At 70.7% G+C, this 22,448-nt stretch carries 23 protein-coding genes; 6 read left to right on the top strand and 17 right to left on the bottom strand.

Annotated elements, in window-relative coordinates:
* Window positions 1-13 precede the first annotated feature (13 nt).
* Entirely contained in the window at window positions 14-421 is a 408-nt protein-coding gene (locus LZ495_RS12725) for a RidA family protein (protein ID WP_235052237.1), read from the top strand.
* A 16-nt stretch (window positions 422-437) separates the two neighbouring features.
* Here the strand turns inward: LZ495_RS12725 and LZ495_RS12720 are convergent, their stop codons facing one another.
* The 4 genes from LZ495_RS12720 to LZ495_RS12705 all read right to left on the bottom strand — a co-directional run bounded on the left by LZ495_RS12720 (window position 438) and on the right by LZ495_RS12705 (window position 4,572).
* Complete coding sequence (locus tag LZ495_RS12720) at window positions 438-854, bottom strand: RidA family protein (RefSeq protein ID WP_235052236.1); 417 nt, start codon at window positions 852-854, stop codon at window positions 438-440.
* A 117-nt stretch (window positions 855-971) separates the two neighbouring features.
* The gene (locus LZ495_RS12715) at window positions 972-1,997 is read right to left on the bottom strand and encodes a zinc-dependent alcohol dehydrogenase family protein (protein WP_235052235.1); all 1,026 of its coding nucleotides are present in this window, start codon (window positions 1,995-1,997) and stop codon (window positions 972-974) included.
* 118 nt (window positions 1,998-2,115) lie between these two features.
* Window positions 2,116-3,633 carry an AAA family ATPase gene (locus LZ495_RS12710; protein ID WP_235052234.1) on the bottom strand — a complete coding sequence of 506 codons (1,518 nt, stop codon included), beginning with the start codon at window positions 3,631-3,633 and terminating at the stop codon, window positions 2,116-2,118.
* Window positions 3,634-3,915: 282 nt separating this feature from the next.
* Window positions 3,916-4,572, bottom strand: coding sequence for a maleylpyruvate isomerase family mycothiol-dependent enzyme (locus LZ495_RS12705; RefSeq protein ID WP_235052233.1), 657 nt, complete (start codon window positions 4,570-4,572; stop codon window positions 3,916-3,918).
* Between the two features lie 101 nt (window positions 4,573-4,673).
* Between LZ495_RS12705 and LZ495_RS12700 the strand changes: the two genes are divergently transcribed.
* Window positions 4,674-5,192, top strand: coding sequence for a MarR family winged helix-turn-helix transcriptional regulator (locus tag LZ495_RS12700; RefSeq protein WP_268822669.1), 519 nt, complete (start codon window positions 4,674-4,676; stop codon window positions 5,190-5,192).
* A gap of 56 nt (window positions 5,193-5,248) precedes the next feature.
* Here LZ495_RS12700 and LZ495_RS12695 read toward each other — a convergent pair whose 3' ends face one another.
* The 4 genes from LZ495_RS12695 to LZ495_RS12680 all read right to left on the bottom strand — a co-directional run bounded on the left by LZ495_RS12695 (window position 5,249) and on the right by LZ495_RS12680 (window position 9,709).
* Window positions 5,249-5,761, bottom strand: a complete 513-nt coding sequence (locus tag LZ495_RS12695) for a F0F1 ATP synthase subunit B (protein WP_235052232.1) — start codon at window positions 5,759-5,761, stop codon at window positions 5,249-5,251.
* Window positions 5,762-6,170: 409 nt separating this feature from the next.
* The gene (locus tag LZ495_RS12690) at window positions 6,171-7,319 is read right to left on the bottom strand and encodes a cytochrome c oxidase assembly protein (RefSeq protein ID WP_372498564.1); all 1,149 of its coding nucleotides are present in this window, start codon (window positions 7,317-7,319) and stop codon (window positions 6,171-6,173) included.
* A gap of 318 nt (window positions 7,320-7,637) precedes the next feature.
* The gene (locus tag LZ495_RS12685; RefSeq protein ID WP_235052231.1) at window positions 7,638-9,326 is read right to left on the bottom strand and encodes a monocarboxylic acid transporter; all 1,689 of its coding nucleotides are present in this window, start codon (window positions 9,324-9,326) and stop codon (window positions 7,638-7,640) included.
* Window positions 9,323-9,709 (bottom strand): DUF485 domain-containing protein, encoded by a 387-nt coding sequence (locus tag LZ495_RS12680; RefSeq protein WP_235052230.1) that lies wholly within the window; start codon window positions 9,707-9,709, stop codon window positions 9,323-9,325. Before LZ495_RS12680 ends, LZ495_RS12685 begins: the two co-directional genes overlap by 4 nt.
* Window positions 9,710-10,123: 414 nt before the next feature.
* Between LZ495_RS12680 and LZ495_RS12675 the strand changes: the two genes are divergently transcribed.
* On the top strand, window positions 10,124-10,768 hold the full coding sequence (locus LZ495_RS12675) for a VOC family protein (protein ID WP_235052229.1): 645 nt from the start codon (window positions 10,124-10,126) through the stop codon (window positions 10,766-10,768).
* Between the two features lie 169 nt (window positions 10,769-10,937).
* On the opposite strand, the gene LZ495_RS12670 is transcribed toward LZ495_RS12675, so the two are convergent.
* Together LZ495_RS12670 and LZ495_RS12665 are read right to left on the bottom strand one after the other, a co-directional pair.
* Window positions 10,938-11,828: a M56 family metallopeptidase gene (locus tag LZ495_RS12670; protein ID WP_235052228.1), complete on the bottom strand. Its 891-nt coding sequence runs from the start codon at window positions 11,826-11,828 to the stop codon at window positions 10,938-10,940.
* Window positions 11,825-12,235 carry a BlaI/MecI/CopY family transcriptional regulator gene (locus tag LZ495_RS12665; protein ID WP_308268011.1) on the bottom strand — a complete coding sequence of 137 codons (411 nt, stop codon included), beginning with the start codon at window positions 12,233-12,235 and terminating at the stop codon, window positions 11,825-11,827. Before LZ495_RS12665 ends, LZ495_RS12670 begins: the two co-directional genes overlap by 4 nt.
* Window positions 12,236-12,373: 138 nt before the next feature.
* On the opposite strand from LZ495_RS12665, the gene lgt reads away from it, so the two are divergent.
* Complete coding sequence (lgt, locus tag LZ495_RS12660) at window positions 12,374-13,285, top strand: prolipoprotein diacylglyceryl transferase (protein WP_235052227.1); 912 nt, start codon at window positions 12,374-12,376, stop codon at window positions 13,283-13,285.
* Here the strand turns inward: lgt and LZ495_RS12655 are convergent.
* From LZ495_RS12655 to LZ495_RS12645, 3 genes are all read right to left on the bottom strand, one after another.
* Window positions 13,209-13,778, bottom strand: a complete 570-nt coding sequence (locus tag LZ495_RS12655; RefSeq protein WP_235052226.1) for a DUF234 domain-containing protein — start codon at window positions 13,776-13,778, stop codon at window positions 13,209-13,211. The genes lgt and LZ495_RS12655 overlap by 77 nt on opposite strands.
* Window positions 13,754-14,302, bottom strand: coding sequence for an AAA family ATPase (locus LZ495_RS12650; RefSeq protein ID WP_235052225.1), 549 nt, complete (start codon window positions 14,300-14,302; stop codon window positions 13,754-13,756). Before LZ495_RS12650 ends, LZ495_RS12655 begins: the two co-directional genes overlap by 25 nt.
* Before the next feature lie 109 nt (window positions 14,303-14,411).
* On the bottom strand, window positions 14,412-15,146 hold the full coding sequence (locus LZ495_RS12645) for a GntR family transcriptional regulator (protein WP_235052224.1): 735 nt from the start codon (window positions 15,144-15,146) through the stop codon (window positions 14,412-14,414).
* A 704-nt stretch (window positions 15,147-15,850) separates the two neighbouring features.
* On the opposite strand from LZ495_RS12645, the gene LZ495_RS12640 reads away from it, so the two are divergent.
* Together LZ495_RS12640 and LZ495_RS12635 are read left to right on the top strand one after the other, a co-directional pair.
* Complete coding sequence (locus LZ495_RS12640; protein WP_235052223.1) at window positions 15,851-17,080, top strand: hypothetical protein; 1,230 nt, start codon at window positions 15,851-15,853, stop codon at window positions 17,078-17,080.
* 28 nt (window positions 17,081-17,108) lie between these two features.
* Window positions 17,109-17,843, top strand: coding sequence for a hypothetical protein (locus tag LZ495_RS12635; protein ID WP_372498562.1), 735 nt, complete (start codon window positions 17,109-17,111; stop codon window positions 17,841-17,843).
* Between the two features lie 18 nt (window positions 17,844-17,861).
* On the opposite strand, the gene LZ495_RS12630 is transcribed toward LZ495_RS12635, so the two are convergent.
* From LZ495_RS12630 to LZ495_RS12615, 4 genes are all read right to left on the bottom strand, one after another.
* Entirely contained in the window at window positions 17,862-18,212 is a 351-nt protein-coding gene (locus tag LZ495_RS12630) for a DoxX family protein (protein WP_235052221.1), read from the bottom strand.
* Window positions 18,213-18,307: 95 nt separating this feature from the next.
* Window positions 18,308-18,724, bottom strand: coding sequence for a DUF4259 domain-containing protein (locus LZ495_RS12625; RefSeq protein WP_235052220.1), 417 nt, complete (start codon window positions 18,722-18,724; stop codon window positions 18,308-18,310).
* A gap of 149 nt (window positions 18,725-18,873) precedes the next feature.
* The gene (gene lnt, locus LZ495_RS12620) at window positions 18,874-20,514 is read right to left on the bottom strand and encodes an apolipoprotein N-acyltransferase (protein ID WP_235052219.1); all 1,641 of its coding nucleotides are present in this window, start codon (window positions 20,512-20,514) and stop codon (window positions 18,874-18,876) included.
* Between the two features lie 88 nt (window positions 20,515-20,602).
* Window positions 20,603-22,399, bottom strand: a complete 1,797-nt coding sequence (locus LZ495_RS12615; protein WP_235052218.1) for a GMC oxidoreductase — start codon at window positions 22,397-22,399, stop codon at window positions 20,603-20,605.
* Window positions 22,400-22,448: the final 49 nt, after the last annotated feature.

Raw genomic sequence — 22,448 nt, 5'->3', positions numbered from 1 at the left:
CAGAGGAGTGGTCATGAGCGTGCAGCTGATCAACCCCGAAGGCCTTCCGCAGCCCGAGGTCTACCGCCAGCTCTCGATCGCGACGGGGTCGCGGATGGTGTTCCTGGCCGGCCAGGTCGCCCGGGACGCGGACGGCAACAAGGTCGGCGAGGGCGACTTCGCGGCGCAGGTCGAGCAGGCGTTCCTGAACGTGAACACCGCGATCACCGCGATCGGCGGCACGTTCGAGGACGTCGCAAAGCTGACGGTCTACGTGGTCGATTGGACCGCCGACAAGATGCCGCTGCTGGGCGAGGGCATCGGCCGGGCCGCGGCAAAGGCCGGCATCGACCCGGTCAAGCCGATCACCCTGCTGGGCATCGCCACCCTCGCCGAGCCGGACTTGATGGTCGAGGTGGAAGCCATCGCCGTACTCCCCTGAGGACGCGGCCGCCGTCCTATCGGGCGTCGGGAAGTGCCGCGGTGAGGTCCACCTCGACGAGCTGCCCGGTGTAGCCGAGTTGGGCGACCCCCAGCAGCGTGCTGGCGGTCGTGAACGCGGCGCCGATGGGCGATGCGACGAGGCGCCTCCAGGCGGCGGACAGAACCGGGTTGCTGTCGCTCCGTACGTAGATCACCGAGCGGACGACGTGCTCAGGCCCGGCCCCCACCGCAGCCAGGGCGGTCAGGGCATTGGCGGCCACCTGGTCGATCTGCGCGTCGAGGTCGCCGGGACCGACCAGGGCGCCGGACGCGTCGAGAGGGCACTGCCCGGCCAGGAACGCCGTCCGGCCGGCTTCCACGACAGTGATGTGGTGGTAGCCGGCCGTTTCGTGGAGTTCACCGGGGTTGATGCGGGTGATCTGCGGGGTCATGGCACCGAGTCTGCTGCGCAGGAACCGCAGCCGCACCGGGATTTCGCGGCAGCCCGCCCCCGGTCGCTTCCAGCCAGGTCAGGACGGGTGGGGGCGCGTCGGGTCGCTCGAGTCGGGTCACGGAGTGTCGTGCGTAATGACGACCTTGCCGAAGGCGGCGCCGGAGCGGTGGTGGGCAAACGCTGCCGCGGCGTCGGCGAAGGCGAACCCCTTCGGATCGAGCACCGGACGCATGCGGTGCACCTTCATCGCACGCAGGACCTCGTCGAACTGGGCGCGGCTGCCTACCGCGACGCCGCGAATGCGGACGCCGGAGTCGAACAGCGTACGGGCGTCCACCGGGGCCGCCGCGCCAGTGCCGCCGACGCCGTAGCCGACGTACGCGATTTCGCCGCCGAGCGCGGCCGCACGCAGGGAATCGGCGACGGTGCCGGCCACGTCGACGACGAGGTCGGCGCCGCGGCCGCCGGTGAGATCGCGTACCGCGGTCGCCCAGTCGGGGTGTTCGGTGCGGTCGACGACGTGGTGCGCGCCGAGTTCGCGCAAACGGGCGGCCTTGGCGCCACTCGAGGTCGTGGCGACGACCTGCGCACCGGACACGACCGCGAACTGCAGGGCGGCCAGGGCCACTCCGCCCGACCCGAGGACGAGCACCGTCTCGCCGGGCAGGATGCGCCGGCCGCCGGTAAGGGCGTTCCACGCGGTGACGGCCGTAAGCGGGAGAGCTGCCGCCTCCTCGTACGACAGATACTCGGGGACGGGGACAACGGCCTGCTCCGAGACCACCGCGTACTCGGCCAGTACGCCGTCGCGCGTCCCGCCGAGCTGGGCGGCGTACTCGAACCGGAACGGCCCGTCGATCCAGTCCGGGAAGACGGTGAGAGCAACGCGGTCACCGGGCTTGGCGCGGGTCACCCCGGCACCGATCGCCACGACCTCCCCCGCGCCTTCGCAGCCGGCCACGACGTCATCGAGGACCGGCAGCGGATAGTCGCCCGCCTGCACGAGCGCATCGCGGAATCCGACCGAGTTGGCCCGCATCCGAACCAGCACCTGCCCGGGCCCCGCAGTCGGAATCTCGCGCTCCCGCAACGTCAACTCGGCAGTTCCGTCAGCGTTTCGGACCAGGTGGTAGCTCTGCATGATGACCTCTCCGTGGTGGCGACTGGCGAGGCCTTGATCGTGCTGCGGAGCTGTACCTGCCGACAATTCCCCACGAGGTATCGCAACGGATCTTCCGGCAGCTTCGCGCTCCCGACGCTCAGCTGCCGCCTACCACCGGCCCGTCCCCATACAAGGCTGCGAGGTCGACCAAGAGCAGGTCCGGGCGTCGAGCAGCGGCCTTCTGCACGTCGGGGTGGAAGCCGTGGAGGGAGTACAGGGCCAAGGCCGCGTCCTCGGTGCGGTGCCCCAGACCGGCCAGCAGGTCCCGGATGTGTTCGAGACGCTCGACGTCGCGCAGGCCGCGCGGTTGAACGGTGGCCTTGGCTTCACCGATGAGGGTGATCCGAGCGTGTGCCGACTGAGGGCGTTCCCCCGGCGCGAGGGCGAGCACATCCACCTCGTGCTTGGTTCTGCCCACCTGGTCAGGCACCTCTGTCGCACCGACCGTGCCGACCCGCACGGCGGTCTCATCCGGAGCGAAGGCGCGGGTCCACCAGCGGGCAATTTCCTCGAAGTGCGGGCCGAGGATCTTGGAGTGGAACGTCGGCCGGGATTCCTGCCATGCCTGTTCGGCTCGGCCGTGCTCCACCATGTCCACCAGCGGCAACGTGATCAGCTGATTGAAGCGGATCACCGGATCGGCGACCGTGATCACGGGATTGCGGGCCTTGAGGAGGTCCTGTTCCTTGCGCAGATACCCGGTGGACTCCAGCACCTCCAGAGGAGGCACCACCGCCGAACGCTGACGCTCGAGTAGGGCTCCGATCCGCGCCGCAGAGGAGGCGCCCTGGGCGACTGCGGACAACAGGTCGTAATACAGGGTGCGATGGGTGATCCGCGGGTCCTCGCGAAGCAGGAACTCCGCTTCCACCCTTGAGTACAGGGCACGGCCGGGGTCCAGCAACGTCCGTTGGACCCAACCGTCGAACTCCGCCGTGTCCTGCGGGGCGGCTCCGAGCGCCAACGGCCGGTACCCGGGCGCGCCGCCCAGACAAGCGTCCACCAGCAGTGCCGTCTCGGGGTTCGCGACGCCCCAATGCGTCCGAGCGGTGCGGAAGTCGAACGCCGGCATACGCAGATCCAGCACGGCCCGGCCCCGCAGCGGTTTGGTGCCCGACAACAGTTCGCTCATCACGCTCATCGCCGAGCCGCACAGGACGATCCGGCCACCGGGTGCCTTCCCGGACTGCGAACGGTCGTACAGCAGTTGCAGCAGCCCGGGGATCTCCGGCGAATGCTGCAACAGGTAAGGCAGCTCGTCGATCACCAGCAGCGGAGCTCGGGGCGAGCGATTGACCACATCCAGCGCAGTGGAGAACACCTCCTCCCATCCACCGAGGCGCAGCGCACCCGCCGGCACACCGGCATGCTCGGCGACCGCCTCACTGAACCGCTGGAGCGCCAGCACCCTCCCCTCTTCCTGCACCGCAGCCAGGTACAGCCCACCCGCCGCCTCCGTGAGCGCCTCCAACAGGAACGACTTCCCATTGCGGCGGCGCCCCGACACGATCGCCAGCCTCAGCTGCGGCGCCGGGTCCGTCACGAACTCCGACAGCAGAGCCCATTCCCGGTCCCGGTCCAGCACGCGCGCCGGCTTGCCCAGTAGTTCAGTCACACCTAAACCGTTTCCGTTCAGTTCAACCTATACGGATTCCGTTAAGGTCAACCTTAACAAGATTCAGGGGCAACGCCGGATCCGACGCGCGTGCGCACAACCCTGACTCCAACAACGGAACGAGAGGCCCTCGGCCAGCTCCGCCCCCGGGGTTGGGCAGATAGCCAGGCTGCTGCCGCGTCCGCCGATGAGGGCAGGACCGGAAGAGACAGGGGCCGGCGCCGGCAAATCTTGGCGACCCCGATAGAGCGGGAGGGTCAGGTTGCCGGCATAGCGGGTAGATCAGGCTGCCGGACGGGATGCGGCTGCTGCGCGGGATTCGATGGTGGGTAGGCCGGGGCCGGTGAGTCGGGGTAGGGCTGCGGGGGTGCGGCCGGCGAGGAGGAGAAGGATCGCCGACATGGGGCCTTCGACCGTGGGGCCCTCGCCTTCGGCCCAGGTGTGGTCGGTGGCTACCAGGCGTACCGGGCCCAGCTTGCGGCGTGGGCGGAACAGCCACTGAGCCGACCAGACGCGCGTGGCCGCGGTGGCTGCCGCGGCGGTGGGCATCGGGAGGTCGCGGGCCAGGGGGATGGCGATGTCCTGGCCGTGCACGAGGCTGTCGATGAGCGGTTCCAGCGGGGTGATGAGCGGGGCGGTACGGCGCGAGCCGACCATGGCGCGCAGCATGGGGGCGAACTGCTCGGCGGGTAGCCGGGCTTGGCGTACCGCGGTGTCGCGGATCATCCGGTGGAAGCTGCCGCGGGCGCGCAGGACGGCCAGCGTGGCGCGTCCGGCGGGCATGTGTGCGAGTGTCAGGTGCGCGGCGACGTCGCGGACGCGCCAGGCGCTGCACAGCGACGGGACATCCCATTCGTCCGGGGCCAGGTCGTCGAGCAGATCGGCGATCGCCGCCCGCTGCGCGTCGACCGCGCGCCAGACCTCGTCATGGTCCGCCATGGCCGGCTCCTCACCCTCGGCGCGGTTCATTTTAGTACGAGCCTCTGACTAATATTGGTCAGAGGCTCGTACTAAAGTCAAGGGATGAACGGCACAGCGACATGAGCGTTGGGGACGGCATAGGCGAGATGGACAGCGTGGACGGCGTGGATGGTGAGAACGACGACTCTGCGGCAGTGGGCGCGGAGTCGGACGGTATGAACCTCGGGCTGCTGTGCTTCATCGCGTACCGGGCGATGGAGACGAGCGTGGTCGACGCCCTGGCGGCGGCCGGGTACGGCGATCTCACGGTGGCCCAGGGCCGCCTGTTCGCCCGGATCGGTCCGGGCGGGACGCGGATATCGGAACTGGCCGAGCAGGCCCGGGTCACCAAGCAGACCGCGGGGTTCCTCGTCGACCAGTTGGAGCGGGCGGGGTACGTGCGGCGCGTCCCGGACCCGGCCGACGCGCGGGCCCGCCTGGTGCAGATCGCACCGCGCGGCGAGGCTGCGGTCGCCGTCGCGCGGGTCGCGGAGGCGGAGACCGAGGCGGCCTGGACGAAGCATCTGGGCAAGCGTTCCAGCAGCCAGCTGCGCACCGCGCTCATCCGCCTGAGGGAGATCGCCGACCCCTACGCCTGACCCGTCCACCTAAGGTCAGGAGGGCGTCGACGGACCTGCCCGCCGCCGGTGGCCGGTCAGGCGCTGCCGACCGGGTCGTACGCCTCCAGTTCGTCGAGGAACCGGTCGACGATGCGGCGTTGAAGTGCGGCGTCCCGCAGTGATTCACCGACGATGCGACCGGCCAGGTCGGCGGCCAGCCCGCCGATGTCCTGACGCAGAGCAGCCGAAGCCTGCTTGCGGTCGGCCTCGATCTGGGCATGGCCGGACGCAATGATCTCGTCCTTGGTGCGGGCAGCCTCGGCGCGCATCTCGGCGTACACCGCGGCGCCCTGTGCGCGGCCGTCTTCGGTGAGGCGCGCGGCTTCGCGGCGGGCGTCCGCCAACAGGTCGCGACAGCGGGCTCGTTCGGACTGGGCTTCGGCCTGCGCCTCGGACGCGCGGGCGAGGCCGCCTACGACGGCGTCGGTGCGGTCCTCCAGCGTCTGCCGGATCCTGGGGAGGAGGACCTTGGCCAGGAAGTAGAAGACGATCAGGAACGCCACGCCGCCGATGACGATTTCGTCCAGCGGCGGGAGCAGCGGGTCCATGGGCTCTTGCTTCGGAGGGCACGGGATCGTCGGGTCCTGCGTCGGGAGGCAAGGGGTCGCCTCCTGACCGCCTGAGGCAAGGTACGCCACGATGGGTTCCTTCCGTCGGGAGATCCTCGGATGGTTCCTGTCTCGCGTTCGGATGCTAAGCCGGGACGCACCGACCAGCGCAGCCGCTTGCAGTTGCACGCGGCGGACTGTCCGTACGGCGAATTCCCTTGCCCGGACAGGTCATTCGTGTAACGAAAGCTGCCGCTCAGGCGTTGGGGCGGCAGACCCGAGTACAAGGAGCGGCAACCGCGCCCGGGATGGTTCCCCGGATGCCGGGGACCGGATAGACGTACGGCCCCACCCCCGGTCGGGGGTGGGGCCGTAGTGGTCCTGCGGGGTGCTGTGTGTCGTACGTGCGCTACTTGGCAGGCTCCGCCGCCGCTGCTGCATCAGCGGTCGGCGCGGCCGCATCGGCCTTCGCCGCGTCCTCGTCGATCGCGTTGTCCGCCGCGCTGTCGGTGGCGCTGTCGGCCGCCTCGTCAGCTGCCTTGCCGGCTGCCGAAGCGCTGCCGCCCAGCCGGGCCAGGTAGGCGTTGTACGCGTCGAGTTCGGCGTCGCCGTCGCGGTCCGCGGCGCGGTCCTTGCGGCGGGCCAGGCGCTCCTCGGAGCGCATCCACTGCGAGAAGATCACCAGCAGCACGATGACCGTCGGCACCTCGCCGAACGCCCACGCGATGCCGCCGCCCATCTGCTGGTCGGCCAGGACGTCCGTGCCCCACGCGGCGGGCGGCTTGGCGAACGAGTCGACGATCAGCGACGACGACATCATGACCGCGACGCCGAAGAACGCGTGGAACGGCATCCCCGCGAACAGTTCGAGCATCTTCATCACATAGCCGTGCTTCCGCGGCGCCGGGTCGATGCCCATGATCGGCCAGAAGAACAGCAGGCCGACCGCGAGGAAGTGGATCATCATCCAGCGGTGGCCCCACATGTTGCCCATCGCCAGGTCGAACAGCGGCGTGAAGTAGAGCACGTAGAGGCTGGCGATGAACAGCGGGAGGGTGACCGCAGGCGACGACATGACCGCCGCGAAGCGGCTGTGCAGCACGGCAAGCAGGATCTCGCGCGGGCCGCGCTTGGCGTTGCCGTCCTGGTCCCGGCCGGCCGGCTTGAGGGACCGCAGGGCCAGGGTGATCGGCGCGCCGAGCAGCAGCAGGATCGGCGAGAGCATGCTCAGGATCATGTGCTGGATCATGTGCACGCTGAACAGCGCGGTGCCGTAGGCGGCGAGTCCGCTGGAGGTGGAGAGAAGCACCGAGGCCACGCCGGCGAGCCAGGCGAGCGTACGGCCGATGGGCCATTTGTCCCCGCGTCTGCGGAGCCGCGCGATCCCCGCACCGTAGATCAGGACGGCGGCGATGCTGCCCGCGACGAACAGCGGCTCGGGGTACCAGCCGAACATCCGGTCCAGAGTCGGCTCGCCGAGTGCGGCGGCCATCCCGGCCATGCCGCTCATCGTGCCGTGCCCGTCGTGGGCCGAGCCGGAGCCGTGCAGGTCCGACATGCTGTCGCCGGTCATGATCGCGCCGAGGAAGAGCGCGATGCCCAGCGCGACCAGCGCGACGACCCGGAAAGCGCCCGGGCCCGGGGCGCGTCCTGGAGTGCGAGGAGATGGAGCCATGGCATCCACTGTGACCTACGGCGCCCGGAGGCCCTGCACCGGGTCGCTTCAGGGGGTGGTGGTGTCGCCCGTTCCGGTGATATAGGCCGGTCCGGGTGGACAACGGAGCCGGAGCCGGAGCCGGAGCCGCAGCTCCGCGGCCGGTCGACGGGCGACCGGCCGCAGAGCTCTCGTACGGATATGAGCCGGCGTACGGCCGGGTCAGTGGGCGCCCACGCCGGTGAGCGACCGTACCTCCAGTTCCTCGAAGGCCACGTCGTCCTCGTCGGTGCGGCGCCGGCTGCTGAGCCAGGTGCCGGCCGCCGCGCACACGAATCCGACCGGGATGGAGATCAGGCCGGGGTTCTCCAGCGGGATCGGGGCGACCTTGGTGCACGAGACGAGCGCGGTGGCGTTGCCGACGGACGTGGACGCGGCCGGCACTCCGCACTTGTCGGCCTGGGCCGCGGTGAGGGTGACCGCGGGCTTGGTGCTGCTCGCGCCGCCCCACACGATCGGCGACAGAGCGACCACGACGATCGCCGAGATCAGGCCGCCGAAGACGCCCGCGATCGCGCCGGTCTTGGTGAAGCGCCGCCAGAAGAGCGAGAAGACGATCGCCGGGAGGTTGGCCGAGGCGGCGATCGCGAAGGCCAGCGCGACCAGGAACGCGACGTTGAGCTCGCGGGCGAACACCGACAGGGCGATGGCGACCGCGCCGATGACGATCGCGGCGATCTTGGCGACCCTGACCTCGCCGGCGTCCGTGGTCCGGCCGCGCCGGAAGACCCCGGCGTACAGGTCGTGGGCGAAGGAGGACGACGAGGCCAGGGTGAGCCCGGCGACCACCGCGAGGATGGTGGCGAAGGCGACCGCGGCGATGAAGGCGAGCATGACGGCGCCGCCGTTGCTGCCCGGTCCGCCGCCGAGGTGCTCGGCGAGGCGGGTGGCCGCGGTGTTGCCGGACGGGTCGGCGGTCTTGATGGCCTTGCTGCCCACCAGCGCCGCCGCGCCGAAGCCGATGACCAGCGTCATCAGGTAGAAGCTGCCGATGATGCCGATCGCCCAGTTGACCGACTTCCGGGCGGCCTTGGCGTCCGGCACGGTGTAGAAGCGGACCAGGATGTGCGGCAGTGCGGCGGTGCCGAGGACGAGCGCGATGCCGAGGCTGATCAGGTCGAGCCGGGACCAGCCGTCGGTGGCGCCGTACTTGAGGCCGGGCTGCAGGAAGCCGTCGCCCTTGCCGGACTGGTCGGCGGCGGCGCCGAGCAGGTGGGAGATGTCGAAGTCGAACTTCGCCAGCACCCACACGGTCATGACGCAGGCGCCGATCATCAGCAGGACGGCCTTGACGATCTGCACCCAGGTGGTGCCCTTCATGCCGCCGACCGTGACGTAGAAGATCATGAGCGCGCCGACCGCGACGATCGTCCAGATCCGGGACGCGTCCGAGGACACCCCGAGCAGCAGCGAAATGACCGAGGCTGCGCCGACCATCTGGGCCAGCAGGTAGAAGATCGAGACGACGATCGTCGAGATGCCCGCGGCGACCCGGACCTGCGGCGAGCGCAGCCGCTCCGAGATGGCGTCGGCCATGGTGAACCGGCCGCTGTTGCGCAGCGGTTCGGCGACCAGGAGCAGCGCGACGATCCAGGCCACCAGGAAGCCGATGGAGTACAGGAAGCCGTCGTACCCGGAGAGCGCGAGGATGCCGGCGATGCCCAGGAAGGACGCGGCGGACATGTAGTCGCCGCCGATGGCCACGCCGTTCTGCAGCGGGGAGAACGACCGGCCGCCCGCGTAGAAGTCGGCGGCGCTGCGGGTGCGGCGGCCGGCCACCACGGTGATGGCGAGGGTCGCGACGATGAAGACCGTGAACAGCGCGACGGTGAGCGTCTTGTGGTCGGTCACGCGGCTGCCCCCGCCATCGGGTCGGTGGACCGGGCGGCCGGGGCGCCCGCAGCCTGCGCGCGCAGCTGCGCGGACAGCGGGTCGAGGCGGCGGGCGGCGAAGCGCGAGTAGATCCACGCGGTCAGGAACGTGGCGGCGAACTGGCCGAGACCGAACACCAGGGCGACGTTGACGTTGCCCGCCACCTTGTGGGCCATGAAGTCGCGGGCGTACGCGCACAGCAGCACGTACAGCAGGTACCAGGCCAGGAAGATGGCAGTGACCGGGAAGACGAACCAGCGGAACCGGCGGCGGAGTTCGCGGAACCGGGGGTCGTTGTGCAGGGCGGCCGCGGACGGCACCGGGCCGGCGGGCGGCGCGGCGGCGTCGGTCTGGGCGGTCATCCGCGCCTCTCCGAGGCGGTGCGGACGGGGGTGTTCATGGTGAGTCGTACTCCTGTTGCAGGCGTGACAAGCGGAGGATTTCGGCTTTTTTCAGCCGGACAGCCCAACGATCGCGGCCGGTGATAAACACGCATTGAACGGCTGCAGGGCATGCGCCGGGAACCGCCGGACGGCTGACTCGGGGGCATTGCGGGGCGTGGCGCTCGCCCGGGAAGCGGGGCGGGGCGCTCGCTCAGGAAGCGGGGGCGTGCGGCCGGGCGGCCCGGTGCCCGGTGCTCCCCCGGCCGTCCTCGGCCGTCCTCGGGCGTCCTCGGCCCGGACCGCCGAGCCGCGCCCGCGGGGGCCGTGTCACCCCTTCGTGGGAACCGTCCGGCCGGGCGGTTGGGGGTTCCGGACCAGGGAAGGAGCCGCGGCATGCGACTCGACCACGTCTCCTACGCCGTCTCCCCCGGGGAGTTCGTCTCGACCGTCGGGCGGCTCGGCTCGATGCTCGGCGCGCCCTTCCAGGACGGCGGTGTGCACCCCCGCTTCGGCACCCGCAACTTCATCCTGCCGCTGGCGGGCGGCACGTATCTGGAGGTGGTCACGCCGCTGGACCACCCGGCGACCGACCGGGCGCCGTTCGGGCGGGCGGTGAAGCGGCGCGCCGAGCTCGGCGGCGGCTGGCTGGGCTGGGTGGCGCGGGTCGACGACATCGCGCCGGTCGAGGAGCGGCTGGGGCGGGCCGCGGTCGACGGCCACCGGGTGCGGCCGGACCGCTACGACCTTAAGTGGCGTCAGATCGGGGTCCTGGACCTCATGGACGACCCGCAGCTGCCGTACATCATCCAGTGGCTGGACATGGCGCAGCACCCGTCCGCGGACGTCCGCACCGCGGTGCGGATCCGCAAGCTGGCGATCGCGGGCACCCCGGCGGCCGTGTCGGAATGGCTGGGCGAGCCGGAGAACCACCCGCTGGACGATGTGGACGTGGACTGGAGCCCGCCGGGCGACGAGGACGACGCGGGTCTGACCGCGGTGTACTTCGAGACCGACGAGGGAACCGTCCGCATCGACTGACGGCGCAATGCGGGTCCGCCCTGTACGGGCCTGCGCAGATGTGTGGCCCGCGGACCGACCGTCCCGCGGGCCACACGTCTGAGCAGGGGGTTTCCGTACGGTCCCTGCGTCGCTTGGCGCCGCGCCGCGCCGCGCCGTGTCGCGTCGTGTCGCGTCGTGTCGCGTCGCTTCAGCGCACGCCGCAGGCGGACACCACGGGCAGCAGGACCAGCATCCCGGCGAGGGTGAGCACGGCAGTGCGGCGGCCGCGTCCGACCGGTTCGGCGGGACGCAGCAGCCGGGTGATGCGCAGCAGAACGTCGTCGCGGCCCGCGGCAAGCGCGGCGCGCGGGGCGTTGCCTGCGGCGACGGTGTACAGCGCGGCGGCCAGGATGTGGCGGCCGTGCGCGCGGGCGGCCTTGTCGTCGGCGGTCATCTCGACCAGCAGTGGGGCGTCGGCGGCGAACCCGGCGGCCAGCGGCACGCGCGGGAACGCCCGGCCGAACGCCTCCGCCAGGCCGAGGAGCACGTGGTGCCGGCCGCACAGGTGCGCGTGCTCGTGCGCGACGACGGCGGCGAGGGCCTGCGCGTCGAGCAGTTCGAGAGCCCCGCTCGTGACGACGATGCGGCGCGTACGGCCGGGGAGGCAGTAGACGGCCGGGGACGCATGGGTGAGGACGGTGAGTCCGGGGCGGATCCGGGTGTCGCCGACCAGCGTGAGGGTGTCCGCGTGGCGGCGGCGCTCGCGGGCGGCGCCGACGAAGGCCGCGCCGACCTCTGCGGCCACATGGGCGAGCAGCCCTACTGCCGCGGCGACCGGCGCGGCGACCCGCAGGTCGGCTCCGCCCGGCTCGGCGAGCGCGGCCGCGACCACACCCGCGCAGTCCGCGAACCAGCCGGTGGGCGCGGCCAGATGGACCAGCACGGACACGACGGCCAGCACGAACGACAGCGCAAGCGCGCCCCACAGGGCGAGGCCGACGCGCGGGGTGCGGTGCGTCCAGTCGGCGTACCGCATCAGGCGGGGGCCGGAGCAGGCCACCGCGGTCGCGTACGCGACGAGCAGGATGGCCGCGGTCATCGCGGCGCGGCGGCGTCGGCCGGACCGGACGCGTCGGCGGCCGCCCCCGGCACGCCGCCGATCCGCTGCAGCGCGGTCCGCAGGGCCTCGGCCTCCTCGTCGCTCATGCGCTCGACGAAGTGCTGCAGGGCGGCGGCCCGGTCGCGGCTCTCGCCGAGGGCGTCGCGCATGAGGCCGGCGGTGTACTCCTCGCGACCGGCGGTCGGGCAGTAACGCCAGGCCCGGCCGTCCTTCTCGCGGGTGAGCCAGCCCTTGCGGAAGAGGATGTCCATGACGGTCATCACCGTGGTGTAGGCGATGTCGCGCTCGCGGGCGATGTCGTCGACGACTTCGCGGACGGTGGCGGGGCGGTCCCAGGTCCACAGGCGGTCCATGATCGCCGCTTCCAGGTTCCCGAAACTGCGCACCTCGTCCGCCTTCCGGTCCCGGCACCCTTGCTACGAAGCTCCATCGTAGGGGTAGGCTCTGCGGCACCTCACACTAATCTACTTAGTAGATTCACATTCGGACCCGCATCCGATCGGCTGCCACCGAAAGGCCCGCCCGTGCCGCTCGCTTCCCTCCCCAGCCCCTCGACCGGTGTCCTCGAACTCGGGCCGCTCCCGCTGCGGGCGTACGCCTTCTGCATCATCCTCGGCGTGGCGGTCGCCATCTGGCTGGGCAACCGCCGGTGGATCGCCCGCGGCGGCCGGGCCGGCGACGTGGCCGACATCGCCGTCTGGGCCGTGCCGTTCGGCCTGGTCGGCGGCCGGCTCTACCACGTGGTGACCACGCCGGGCCCGTACTTCGGCGCCGACGGCGACCCCGTCAAGGCGCTCTACATCTGGGAGGGCGGCCTCGGCGTCTGGGGCGCCATCGCCCTCGGCGCCTTGGGCGCCTGGCTCGGCGCCCGCCGCCTCGGCATCGCCCTGCCGCCCTTCGCCGACGCCGTCGCCCCGGGCATCGCCCTCGCCCAGGCGATCGGCCGCTGGGGCAACTGGTTCAACCAGGAACTCTTCGGCAAGCCCTCGACGCTGCCCTGGGCCGTCGAGATCTCTCCCGACCGCCCGGACACCATCCCGGGCGTGGCCACGTACCACCCGACGTTCCTGTACGAGTTCCTCTGGTGCGCAGGCGTCGCCGCCGCAGTCATCTGGGCCGACCGCCGCTTCACCCTGGGCCACGGCCGCGCCTTCGCCCTGTACGTCGCGCTCTACACCCTGGGCCGCGCCTGGATCGAAGCCCTCCGCATCGACGACGCGCATCGCCTGTTCGGCATCCGCCTCAACGACTGGACGTCCCTACTCCTCTTCACCGCCGCCGTCGCCTACATCGCCTACTCCACCCGCCGCCACCCCGGCCGCGAGACTGCCGACGAACTCGCCGCTCCTACCGGTGCCTTCACTCCCAAGCACCCAGCAGACGCGCCGGGTCGTACACGTACGGAAGCCCCGGCAACGACACCCCCGAACGGCTGACGACGAGAGGCGGGGTGTCGTCCGTCGCACCGGGAAGTTGTGTCCGATGCACCAGTAGCCGGGACAGGTCACGGCCGTCGAACGGGCTGTTCTCCAGCCATTTGATCGACCCGACTGCGGCAACGTGCTTGGCCACCGGCTCGCGGTCCGCAGCCACCAGGTCGATCTCGGGGTCGTTGGTGCGCGTCCAGTACCCCCCGAAGACCTGGCATCCGGGCGGGAGTTCATTCTCCGGAAGCCGCGCCAGAGCCTCCCGGACGATCGGCTCGACGGCACGGCCGCGCCACGACGGCCAGGCCCGCCGCAGGCGCTCGACGACCCGGTCGCCGCGGCCTCGCTCGATCTCCGGAAGGTACGGGCCGACATGGGCGAGCCACAGCCGGAGATGCGGGTCCGCGACGCGGTAACGGGTCTCCCTCGACGGTTTGGTGGACAGCGGATGCTCCCCCGCGACGATGCGCTTGTCGGTCAGCGTGCCGAGCCCACGCCCCACAGCTGCGTTCGTAATGCCGCCGGCCGCCTGGCCGATGTTGGTGAAGCTCCGCTCCCCGAGCCGATCACCAAGACAGGCAACCGCGACAGCACGCGATCGAAGACCTTCTGCAAGGTGGCTTCGAGCGCCGGATCAGCGGCGACCAGCTCCGGCAGCCCGTCCAACACCAGAATGCAGGGAGCATCGCCGACCGCCGCAGTGGCGAACAGTTCGAGCGCGGACTCCCAACTGTCAGGCCGCAGGTCGTCGAACAGGTACGCAGCATGGAGATTCGAAGCCGCGGCTGTGCGTGCGAACAGTTCCAGTTGCTCGGCCGTACAGCCGGTCGACGCCGTGAAGAACACTGCGGGAACGCCGGCGCGCTCGACAAACTCCTCGGCCAAGCGCGACTTCCCCACCTGGCGTCGACCACGCACGAGGATCGCCCGCCCCGGACGCTCTCCCGGGCCTATCCGGCGCCGCACCGCACTCAGCTGGCGATCAAGCTGCGCCAGCTGCCACACCCGCCCGATGAATGCGGTCACGACCAGCTCCCGTGGCATGCCGAGACGTTGATGGCCGTGCATCCGCGCTCACAGGGACGCCAGTCCCCCGCGGGAACCATCGCCACGGTTCATTCTCGGGCGGGGCGGCCTACTCGAGGTCGTAATGGGCGGAGAGTTCACGCCCAGGAGCGAGTACGTCGACGGCGTACTCAGTGGCGTCGCCGTGTTGGTCCCAGTAGAGGTTGGTCATCGTCAAAGCGGCTGCGCCCGGGGCGATGCCGAGGATGGCTGCCGCGTCATCGGGGGCGGGGCGGACTGCCACGACATCACGTCGGCGCGCAGCGCGGCGGCCGGTTCGTTCTTCGACGAGGCCGAAGGTCATGGCCGGTAGTGGCTGGGCAACGAGTAGTTCCGGAGCGGCGTCGGCGAAGGCGCCCGGCAGCCATGACGTGGAGACGGTGACGACGCCCTCGTCGTCCCGGTAGAGCCTTTGCCGCCGTACGACTTCGGCGCCTTCGTCCATACCGAGCGCGTCGGCGACATCGGCCGGCGCTGCGGCGAGTTCGGCGCCGACGATCTCGACGTTCTCGCCGGACCTGAATCCGGAGCCCGTGGCGCGCAGCAGGGCCAGCCGGTCGGGGCCGCTGGTCGACTTCTTGGGGACGGCAACGATGGTGCCGACGCCAGGGATGGAGTGGGCGTAGCCGTCAGCGCGAAGTACGGCCGCGACCCGCGTCGCGGTGGCTGTCGAGACGCCTTCGTCGGCCATGATCTCGCGCACCGACGGAATGCGGTCGCCGGGCCGGAGTTCACCGCGGTCGATGCGCGCACGGATTCCGGCGGCGATGCGCTGATACGGCGGCAGGGCTTCGGGGCTGATCACAGCAACTCCTGTTCTAGAGCACTTCAGAACAATGCCTTGACGATGCTCACTGCTCTAGAACACTATAAATCGGTGGTCACCCACTGCCACAAGAGGTGACTTTCGGCGATTGGCCATGCCCGACATCGGGAGCTGCGATGCACAAGAAGCGGCCTCAGGCTGTGCGCGTCAAACCCACCGGAGACCCGGACCGACCAATCGAGATCGCGCTCGACGGTCATCACGGCTCTGTCGCCGAAGCCGGCTGGGACTGCTTCCATCTCACTCGGACGCAGGCTCGCACCGTGATGCTCGCCCTCACGGCCGAACTTGGGAAAGCAGTCTCCGAACGGCCCGTCGAGCACGATGGGCCGAGCGAAACTGCTCCGCGACGGCCGAGCCGTCGCAATGCGAGGCCGTCGCCACGCGAGATGACGATGCGGGTGTACCGGGTCGACGCCGAGAGCGGCGAGGAAGTCCCTCTCGTGGAAAGGAGGTTGACCCGGGCCGGCGAACTTCCCTTGCTGACGACCATGGCGTACCCGCCTTGCTATTGCAGGCGGTGCGAGCCCGCACCCCGGGATACGGCGCCGCCGCATGGCTACTGAGGTGCGCCGTCGTCGGGTATTCGGAGGCCGTGTGAGCATCGGGCCGATCTGACGACCGTCTGGGCGCAGGCCCCCGCAGGGCCCTTGAATATGCGGGGCGCAAGGTACCGTCCGAATATGTCTGTGCCGGAAACGGCCGAGGCCCGTATCGAGGATGCCTGCCACGTCCTGGTGGCACCGTCGGCAGTGCACGGCGACGGCCTGGCGGCAGACTTCTTCGGATCGGTGATCACGCCGGAGGATCTTGCCTCGGGTGCGTATGACCTGACGCAGAAGACCGTGTACCTGTGCGGCGACGTTTCTGCGATCGACCGCAGCCGACTGCACGGCGCCGCCCGGGTATTCGTGGTCCGCGAGTTGTCGGATGGCTATCGCGAGGACGGCGGTGAGCCTTGGGCTGTCGTCGGTCGCGGCCGGGTTCCTCTGCGCGTCCACGGTGTCGGGGTGTACTACCCCCGCTTCTTCGAACCCGCCGATGACCACTTCGGGCGGATTCGTGCGGAGCACGTGTTCCAGGCTCTGACGGAGTCCACGAAGCCGGGTACGGCACATCGCAGCGGGATCTATCTGACACCGGTCAGCAGGAACGGCGACGAGCTGCACTTCCGGCTGCTTCGGTGTTCGACGAATCTCTCAGGGCCGACCGAGGGCTTCGGAGCAACCGATGCGGACATCGTCGGGGCGCTCAATCGTGAGGCCGCGGCCGTGTTCCAGGGGCAGGCGCCGCTGAACCATGTCCTTGCGCAGATCTACCACAACACCCTTGCCACGGCTGAGCGCAAGCAGTCCAAGGCGCGGATCTCGGCCCACGCCGACAAGACCAAGGACATGCCCGCCGACGGGATCATGGCCTTCTGTACGTTCTACGACCGGCTCGACCATCTGCAGCCGTTGGCTGAGGGCCCGTTCGACCTTGGCTTGAAGGGTGCCAGTGCGCTGACGCGGCTGCGCTTTCGGCTCAAGGAGTCGGCAGAGGGGCAGGATGTGCGCGGGCTTCCTGAGCAGTTCGGTGTGACGCTCCATCCTGGCTCTGTGTTCTTCATGCCGCTGTCCACCAACCGCCTGTACACGCACGAAGTCCGGCCCTCGGGACTGGATCCCGAGGCCCTCCCGACCCGCCTGGGCTACGTCGTACGTTGTTCGAGCACAGAGGCCGTCCACAGGGACGGTCGTACGTTCCTCAAGGCGGCCTCGGGCCTGGTGGCGTTGGAGCCGCCCACGGAAGCCGGCATGGACGAGCTGCGCCGGCTGTACGCCGAGGAGAACAGGACCGCGTCGTTCATCGACTACGGCGACAGATTTCGCTTCAGCATGAACTCCGGGGACTACGTTGCGCCCCGGGGCTAGGCTCGCGGACGAGATCATCCTGGCTGGGGTGCCGGCCGAGGACGATCTGTACGCGGAACTGTCCGCGTCGGTGCGCTGGGAGGACTTGGGAAAAGGGCGGCGCGGGGCCGTGCTGACCAAGGTCGACGAGGCGGGCGGCGTCCCCCTCGTCCGGACCACCACCCGGTACGGCAATCCCGCACAGTGCTTCCGCGCGGTGCATGAGCGCCTTGCGCGGAAGGTCCAAGAACGGGCGGGGATTTCGGCCGCCTTCGACAATGCGCTGATCGAGGGCTACACGAACGCCTACCGGACCATGGGCGGCCATTCCGACCAGGCACTCGATCTGGCCGACGGGTCGTACGTCGCCGTCTTCTCCTGCTACCAGGACGCCGACGCGGGCCCGTCGCGGAAGCTGGTCTTCGCCGCGAAAGAGTCGGGCGAGAAGCTCGAAGTGCCGCTCGCGCACAACAGCGTCGTCGCGTTCTCGGTGGACGCGAATCGCCGTATGACACACAGGATTCTGTTCGACGCGTCGGCGCTCGATACGGCGGACAACCCTTGGCTGGGCGTGACGTTCCGGACCTCGAAGACCGTCGTCCGGTTCCGCGACGGGCAGCCGTATCTTCCCCAGGGCGCGCCCCTGGTATCGGCCGATGAGGAGCAGCAGCGGGAGTTCTACCGGCTGCGCCGCCGGGAGAACGACGAGGCGGACTTCGTCTACCCCGAGCTGACGTACACGGTGAGCGATACCGATCTGGTGCCCCCGGTTTCGTGGCCCTGACGCCGCGGCTGCGGTCGCTCAGCGGGTCGTCAGCCGCAGGATGAGGGCGGCAAGGGCCACCAGGGCCAGCACGACGGGCGCCGGGGCGGTCTTGAGTTCGCGGGCGCGGACGTGGAACGCGACGGCGCCCAGGAAGTACAGGATCACGCCGATCGCGGCGGCTACTCCCAGGGGCCACCAGAACAGGCCGATGACGAGGCCGCCCGCGCCCGCGAGGAGGAGGACGGCCAGGTAGTCGAGCTTGTCCTCGGGGACGCCGAGGGCGGCGTACTGCTGCACGATGTCGCGCTTGTGGCTCATCTTGAGCAGCGCGGAGGCGGTGAGTGCGGCGGCGAGGAGTGCCGAGACAAGCACGGTGGCGACGAACACGGCGCGCCTCCTGGAGACACGAACTCGTGGACGGAGCTGACGAGTTCCAGCGTCCCGCCGGAGTGGCGCGAATACCAGACCCGGGCGCGCTGCGGTCAGTCTGCGGGGCCGAGGGCGAGGAGGTAGGGCTCGTGGGCTGCGCGGACCTTGTCCAGAGCCTCGGCCTCGTCCCAGAGGTCGTACCACTCGTTGTCGTGCGGCATGAAGGCGCGGGCGAAGGCGGCGCGGGCGAGGCGGCGCAGTTCCGGGTCGGCTTCGAATGCGAGCGTCTCCAGGTGGTCCTTGCCGTTGGGGTCGGTCATGACCGAGGGGTCGACGCGGCCGGCCACGAGGCAGGCGGCGGCGAGTGCGTTGCCGATGTCGTCCACTTCGAGGTACTCGTCGGACGTGGCGGCGTCGCGCATGGCGGCGGCCAGGGCCGGGACGACGCTCTCCGGCGGCAGGTCGCCGAGGTCGCCGGCGAAGTCGAGTGCGCTGTCGTTCTCGAAGGGTCCGAAGCCCCAGGCGCCCATGTGCTCGTCCTTCCGTCGCCGGCTGTCGGCGGTCGTTCTTGATCGATGGGGCGGGACGCTATCCGCCCGCGCCGACACGCAGGACCGAGGCAGTTCCGTAACGGAGTTCGGGCCCGTTGCTGCCGTACCCCTCGAAGGGGCGGGCCAGGTCAGGAGGCCTTGCGGCGGCGCAGCCGGGCTGCGGTGCGCTGCCAGTCGACGCAGGCGAGCACGCCGTACAGGGCGATCAGGCAGACGGCCAGCTCGGGCCAGTAGCCGACCCGGTCGGCGAGGGTGGTGCCGGCGCGCAGTGGGACGGTCTCGACCAGGACGCCGGGTTCCCACAAGCCGGTGCGCGACATGATCGCGCCGTCCGGGGCGACGACCGCGCTGATGCCGACCGTGGAGACGACGACGGTGGCGCGGTTGTGCTCGACGGCGCGGATGCGGGCCATGTCGAGCTGCTGCTCGGACTGGCCGAAGCTCACGCCTCGCTCGTACGTCGCGTTGTTGGTCTGGATGACCATGAGGTTGGCGCCCGGGGTGACCGTGCTGCGGACGTTGCCGTCGTACCCGACCTCGTAGCAAATGGTGTCGGCGAGCACGATCGGGCCGGTGCGGAACAGGACCGGGTCGTCCTGGCCGGGCTCGAAGTCGCGCGGGATGAGCTGCAGGTCGCCCAGGCCGCCGAGGACGTCGCGCATCGGGATGTACTCGCCGAACGGCACGAGGTGGCGCTTGGCGTACCACTCCCCCGGGCCCGGCTGCGGGTCGGTGCTCGGCCGCCACATCAGACCCGCGTTGTACGGACGGCCGTCGGGGCCGCCGTCCAGGATCGCGCCGACCAGGACCGGGACGCCGACCGCGTCGACGGCCTGGCGGACGAGGGCGCCGAGGTACGGGTCCTCGCGCGGGTCGGAGTCGGTGGCGTTCTCCGGCCACATGACCAGCTCGGGCTTGGGGACCTTGCCGGCCTTGATGTCGGCGGCCAGCTGCAGGGTGGCCTTGACGTGGTTCTCGGTGACGTTGCGGACCCGGGTCTGCTCTTCGAGGTTGCGGGCGCGCGGGACGTTGCCCTGGACGGCGGCGACGGTGGTGGTCGGGCCGCCGCCGGTGGCGTCGGGCAGGAGCAGCGGGCCGGCGCCGACCACGGCGAGCGAGCCGACCAGGGCCGCGACCGCGGGCAGCGGGCTCTTGCGGGCGGTGAGGACCAGCCACGCGAGGGCGACCGGGACGAGCACGACGACCAGGCTGAGGCCGGGTGCCCCGGCGACGGTCGCCCAGCCGAGGGCGGGCGAGTCGGCCTGGCTGAAGGCGAGGCGTCCCCAGGGGAAGCCGCCGAGCGGCTCGCGGCCGCGGATCGCCTCGACGGCGATCCACCACGCGGCGATCCACACCGGCCACGCCTTGCGGCGCAGGAGGGCGGGGACGGGCATGGTGAGCAGGCCGAAGAGGGCGGACTCGGCGAGGGTGAGGGCCACCCACGGCAGCCACCCCAGGTTCGCGAGCCACAGCACGAGCGGGGCGAAGAGGGCGAGGCCGAAGACGAAGCCGTAGCGGAAGGCGACCGCGGGACGGCGTCCCTTGAGGGCCACGATCAGCAGGGCGGGGCCGACGAACGCGAGCGGCCACAGGTCGACCGGCTCGAACGAGGCGAAGAGCAGGACGCCGCCGAGCAGCGCGAGCAGGAGGCCCCAGCGGCCGGGCACGAAGGGCGCGGGGACGCCGCCCGCGGCAGGAGCGGCGGGGGTCTCCGCCGCGTCGGCCTCGCCGTCCGCGGCCGCCGCCTCACTAACACCCTTAGTACTCATCGGGGTATCTCACCACACCGCCCGCGGCGCACTCCACTGTCCCCTGACCGGCCCCGCGCGAGGGCAGGCGCCCGCCGCGCGCCACCCGTCACGCCGTGCCGCTCGGCCGGCCTCCCTTGATCTCCACGATCGGCAGCCGCAGCGCCCCCGGCGCATCGGCCGGGACCGCCGGAGTCCTCGGCTCGACGTACGCGATACGCCGGTACGGCTCCCCGAGGTCCGGCCGCATGTCCAGCTCGCCCTTGTTGGGCCACAGCGCGACAGCGCGCTCGGCCTGCGCGGTGATGGTCAGCGACGGGTTCACCCCCAGGTTCGCACTCACCGCGGCGCCATCGAGAACGTGCAGCCCCGGGTGGCCGTACACCCGGTGGTACGGGTCGACCACACCTGTCTCCGGCGAGTCGCCGATCACGCACCCGCCCAGGATGTGCGCGGTCATCGGCACGTTGAACAGATCGCCCAAAGTCCCGCCCGGGATGCCGTCGATGCGCTTGGCCAGGCGTTCCATGGCCTCGTGGCCGACCGGGATCCAGTTCGGGTTCGGCTCGCCGTGGCCCTGCCGGGTGGTGATCTTGGTACGGCCGAGCAGGCCCTTCTTGCGGTAGACGGTCAGCGAGTTGTCCAGCGACTGCATGACGAGCGCGATGATCGTGCGCTCGGACCAGTTGCGGACGCTGAGCATGCGGGCCTTGCGCGGGTCGCGGGCCAACTGGCCGAAGAACTGGCGCAGCCGCGGGCGGTCGCCGTCCGTCAGGAGGGTCTGCAGCAGGCCCATCGCGTTGGAGCCCTTGCCGTAGCGGACCGGCTCGATGTGGGTGTTCTCGTCCGGGTGCCAGGACGAGGTGATGGCCACCCCCGCGGTGGCGTCCACGACGCCCGTCTTCAGCGCCGCGGCGCCGATGAGGGCCTCGGAGTTGGTGCGGGTGAGTTCGCCGAGGCGGCCGGAGAGCCGCGGCAGGGTGCCCTCGTCGGCCATCCGGTGCAGGAGCCGCTGGGTGCCGAGAGTGCCGGCCGCGAACACGACCTGGTCGGCGGTCCAGGTCCGCAGTGTGCGCCGCGCAGTGCGCCCTGTCCGCGCGCCGGTGTGCACAGTCTCGACGGCGTACCCCCCGCCTGCGAGCGGACGTACGCGCCGGACCGTGCGCTCGGCGTGCACTTCCGCGCCCGCGCGCTCCGCGAGGTGGAGGTAGTTCTTCAACAGGGTGTTCTTGGCTCCGACACGGCACCCGGTCATGCACGAGCCGCACTGCGTGCAGGTGGTACGCCGCGGTCCGGCGCCGCCGAAGAACGGGTCGTCGACCTGCTGACCTGGGCGTTCTCCCTCCCGCGGGAACAGCACGGCGACCGGGGCGAGGTGGAAGGTATCCCCCTTGCCCATCTCCTCGGCGACCGCCTTCATGTGCTCGTCGGCGGGCGTCATGTGCGGATTGACGACGACGCCGAGCATCCGCCGGGCCTGGGCGTAGAAGGGCGACAATTCCTCTTGCCAGTCGGTGATATGCCCCCACTGCCGGTCGCGGAAGAACGGCGCGGGCGGTTCGTAGAGCGTGTTGGCGTAGTTGAGCGAGCCACCGCCGACACCCGCACCGGCCAGCACCACGACGTCCTTGAGCACATGGATGCGCTGGATTCCGAACATCCCGAGCCAGGGCGCCCACAGGTAATTGCGCAGGTCCCATGAGGTGCGCGGGAGGTCGGCATCGGAATAGCGGCGGCCCGCTTCCAGGACACCGACCCGGTATCCCTTCTCGGTCAGCCGCAACGCGCTGACCGATCCGCCGAATCCCGAGCCGACAACCAAAACGTCGTAGTGGTGCCGGGACGTCCGCGGCGGGGTGAACGTGCGGTCCGCGGAGTTCTCGCCGGTGCGCTGCTCGCTCGTCATGCGCGCACATTACTTCCCGGTAACCGTGTGCGGAACCCCTTCGAGGGAC

This window comes from Yinghuangia soli (assembly GCF_021502675.1).
In the GTDB taxonomy this organism is placed as follows: Bacteria; Actinomycetota; Actinomycetes; order Streptomycetales; family Streptomycetaceae; genus Yinghuangia; species Yinghuangia soli.
This window is presented reverse-complemented; position numbering and strand designations above follow the sequence as displayed.

Excerpts from the sequence above, each read along its gene's own strand:
- LZ495_RS12725 (WP_235052237.1), top strand. The coding sequence starts at position 14 with ATGAGCGTGCAGCTGATCAACCCCGAAGGCCTTCCGCAGCCCGAGGTC.
- LZ495_RS12720 (WP_235052236.1), bottom strand. The coding sequence starts at position 854 with ATGACCCCGCAGATCACCCGCATCAACCCCGGTGAACTCCACGAAACG.
- LZ495_RS12715 (WP_235052235.1), bottom strand. The coding sequence starts at position 1,997 with ATGCAGAGCTACCACCTGGTCCGAAACGCTGACGGAACTGCCGAGTTG.
- LZ495_RS12705 (WP_235052233.1), bottom strand. The coding sequence starts at position 4,572 with ATGGCGGACCATGACGAGGTCTGGCGCGCGGTCGACGCGCAGCGGGCG.
- LZ495_RS12700 (WP_268822669.1), top strand. The coding sequence starts at position 4,674 with ATGAGCGTTGGGGACGGCATAGGCGAGATGGACAGCGTGGACGGCGTG.
- LZ495_RS12695 (WP_235052232.1), bottom strand. The coding sequence starts at position 5,761 with ATGGACCCGCTGCTCCCGCCGCTGGACGAAATCGTCATCGGCGGCGTG.
- LZ495_RS12690 (WP_372498564.1), bottom strand. The coding sequence starts at position 7,319 with ATGTCGGACCTGCACGGCTCCGGCTCGGCCCACGACGGGCACGGCACG.
- LZ495_RS12680 (WP_235052230.1), bottom strand. The coding sequence starts at position 9,709 with ATGACCGCCCAGACCGACGCCGCCGCGCCGCCCGCCGGCCCGGTGCCG.
- LZ495_RS12675 (WP_235052229.1), top strand. The coding sequence starts at position 10,124 with ATGCGACTCGACCACGTCTCCTACGCCGTCTCCCCCGGGGAGTTCGTC.
- LZ495_RS12670 (WP_235052228.1), bottom strand. The coding sequence starts at position 11,828 with ATGACCGCGGCCATCCTGCTCGTCGCGTACGCGACCGCGGTGGCCTGC.
- LZ495_RS12640 (WP_235052223.1), top strand. The coding sequence starts at position 15,851 with ATGTCTGTGCCGGAAACGGCCGAGGCCCGTATCGAGGATGCCTGCCAC.
- LZ495_RS12625 (WP_235052220.1), bottom strand. The coding sequence starts at position 18,724 with ATGGGCGCCTGGGGCTTCGGACCCTTCGAGAACGACAGCGCACTCGAC.
- lnt (WP_235052219.1), bottom strand. The coding sequence starts at position 20,514 with ATGAGTACTAAGGGTGTTAGTGAGGCGGCGGCCGCGGACGGCGAGGCC.
- LZ495_RS12615 (WP_235052218.1), bottom strand. The coding sequence starts at position 22,399 with ATGACGAGCGAGCAGCGCACCGGCGAGAACTCCGCGGACCGCACGTTC.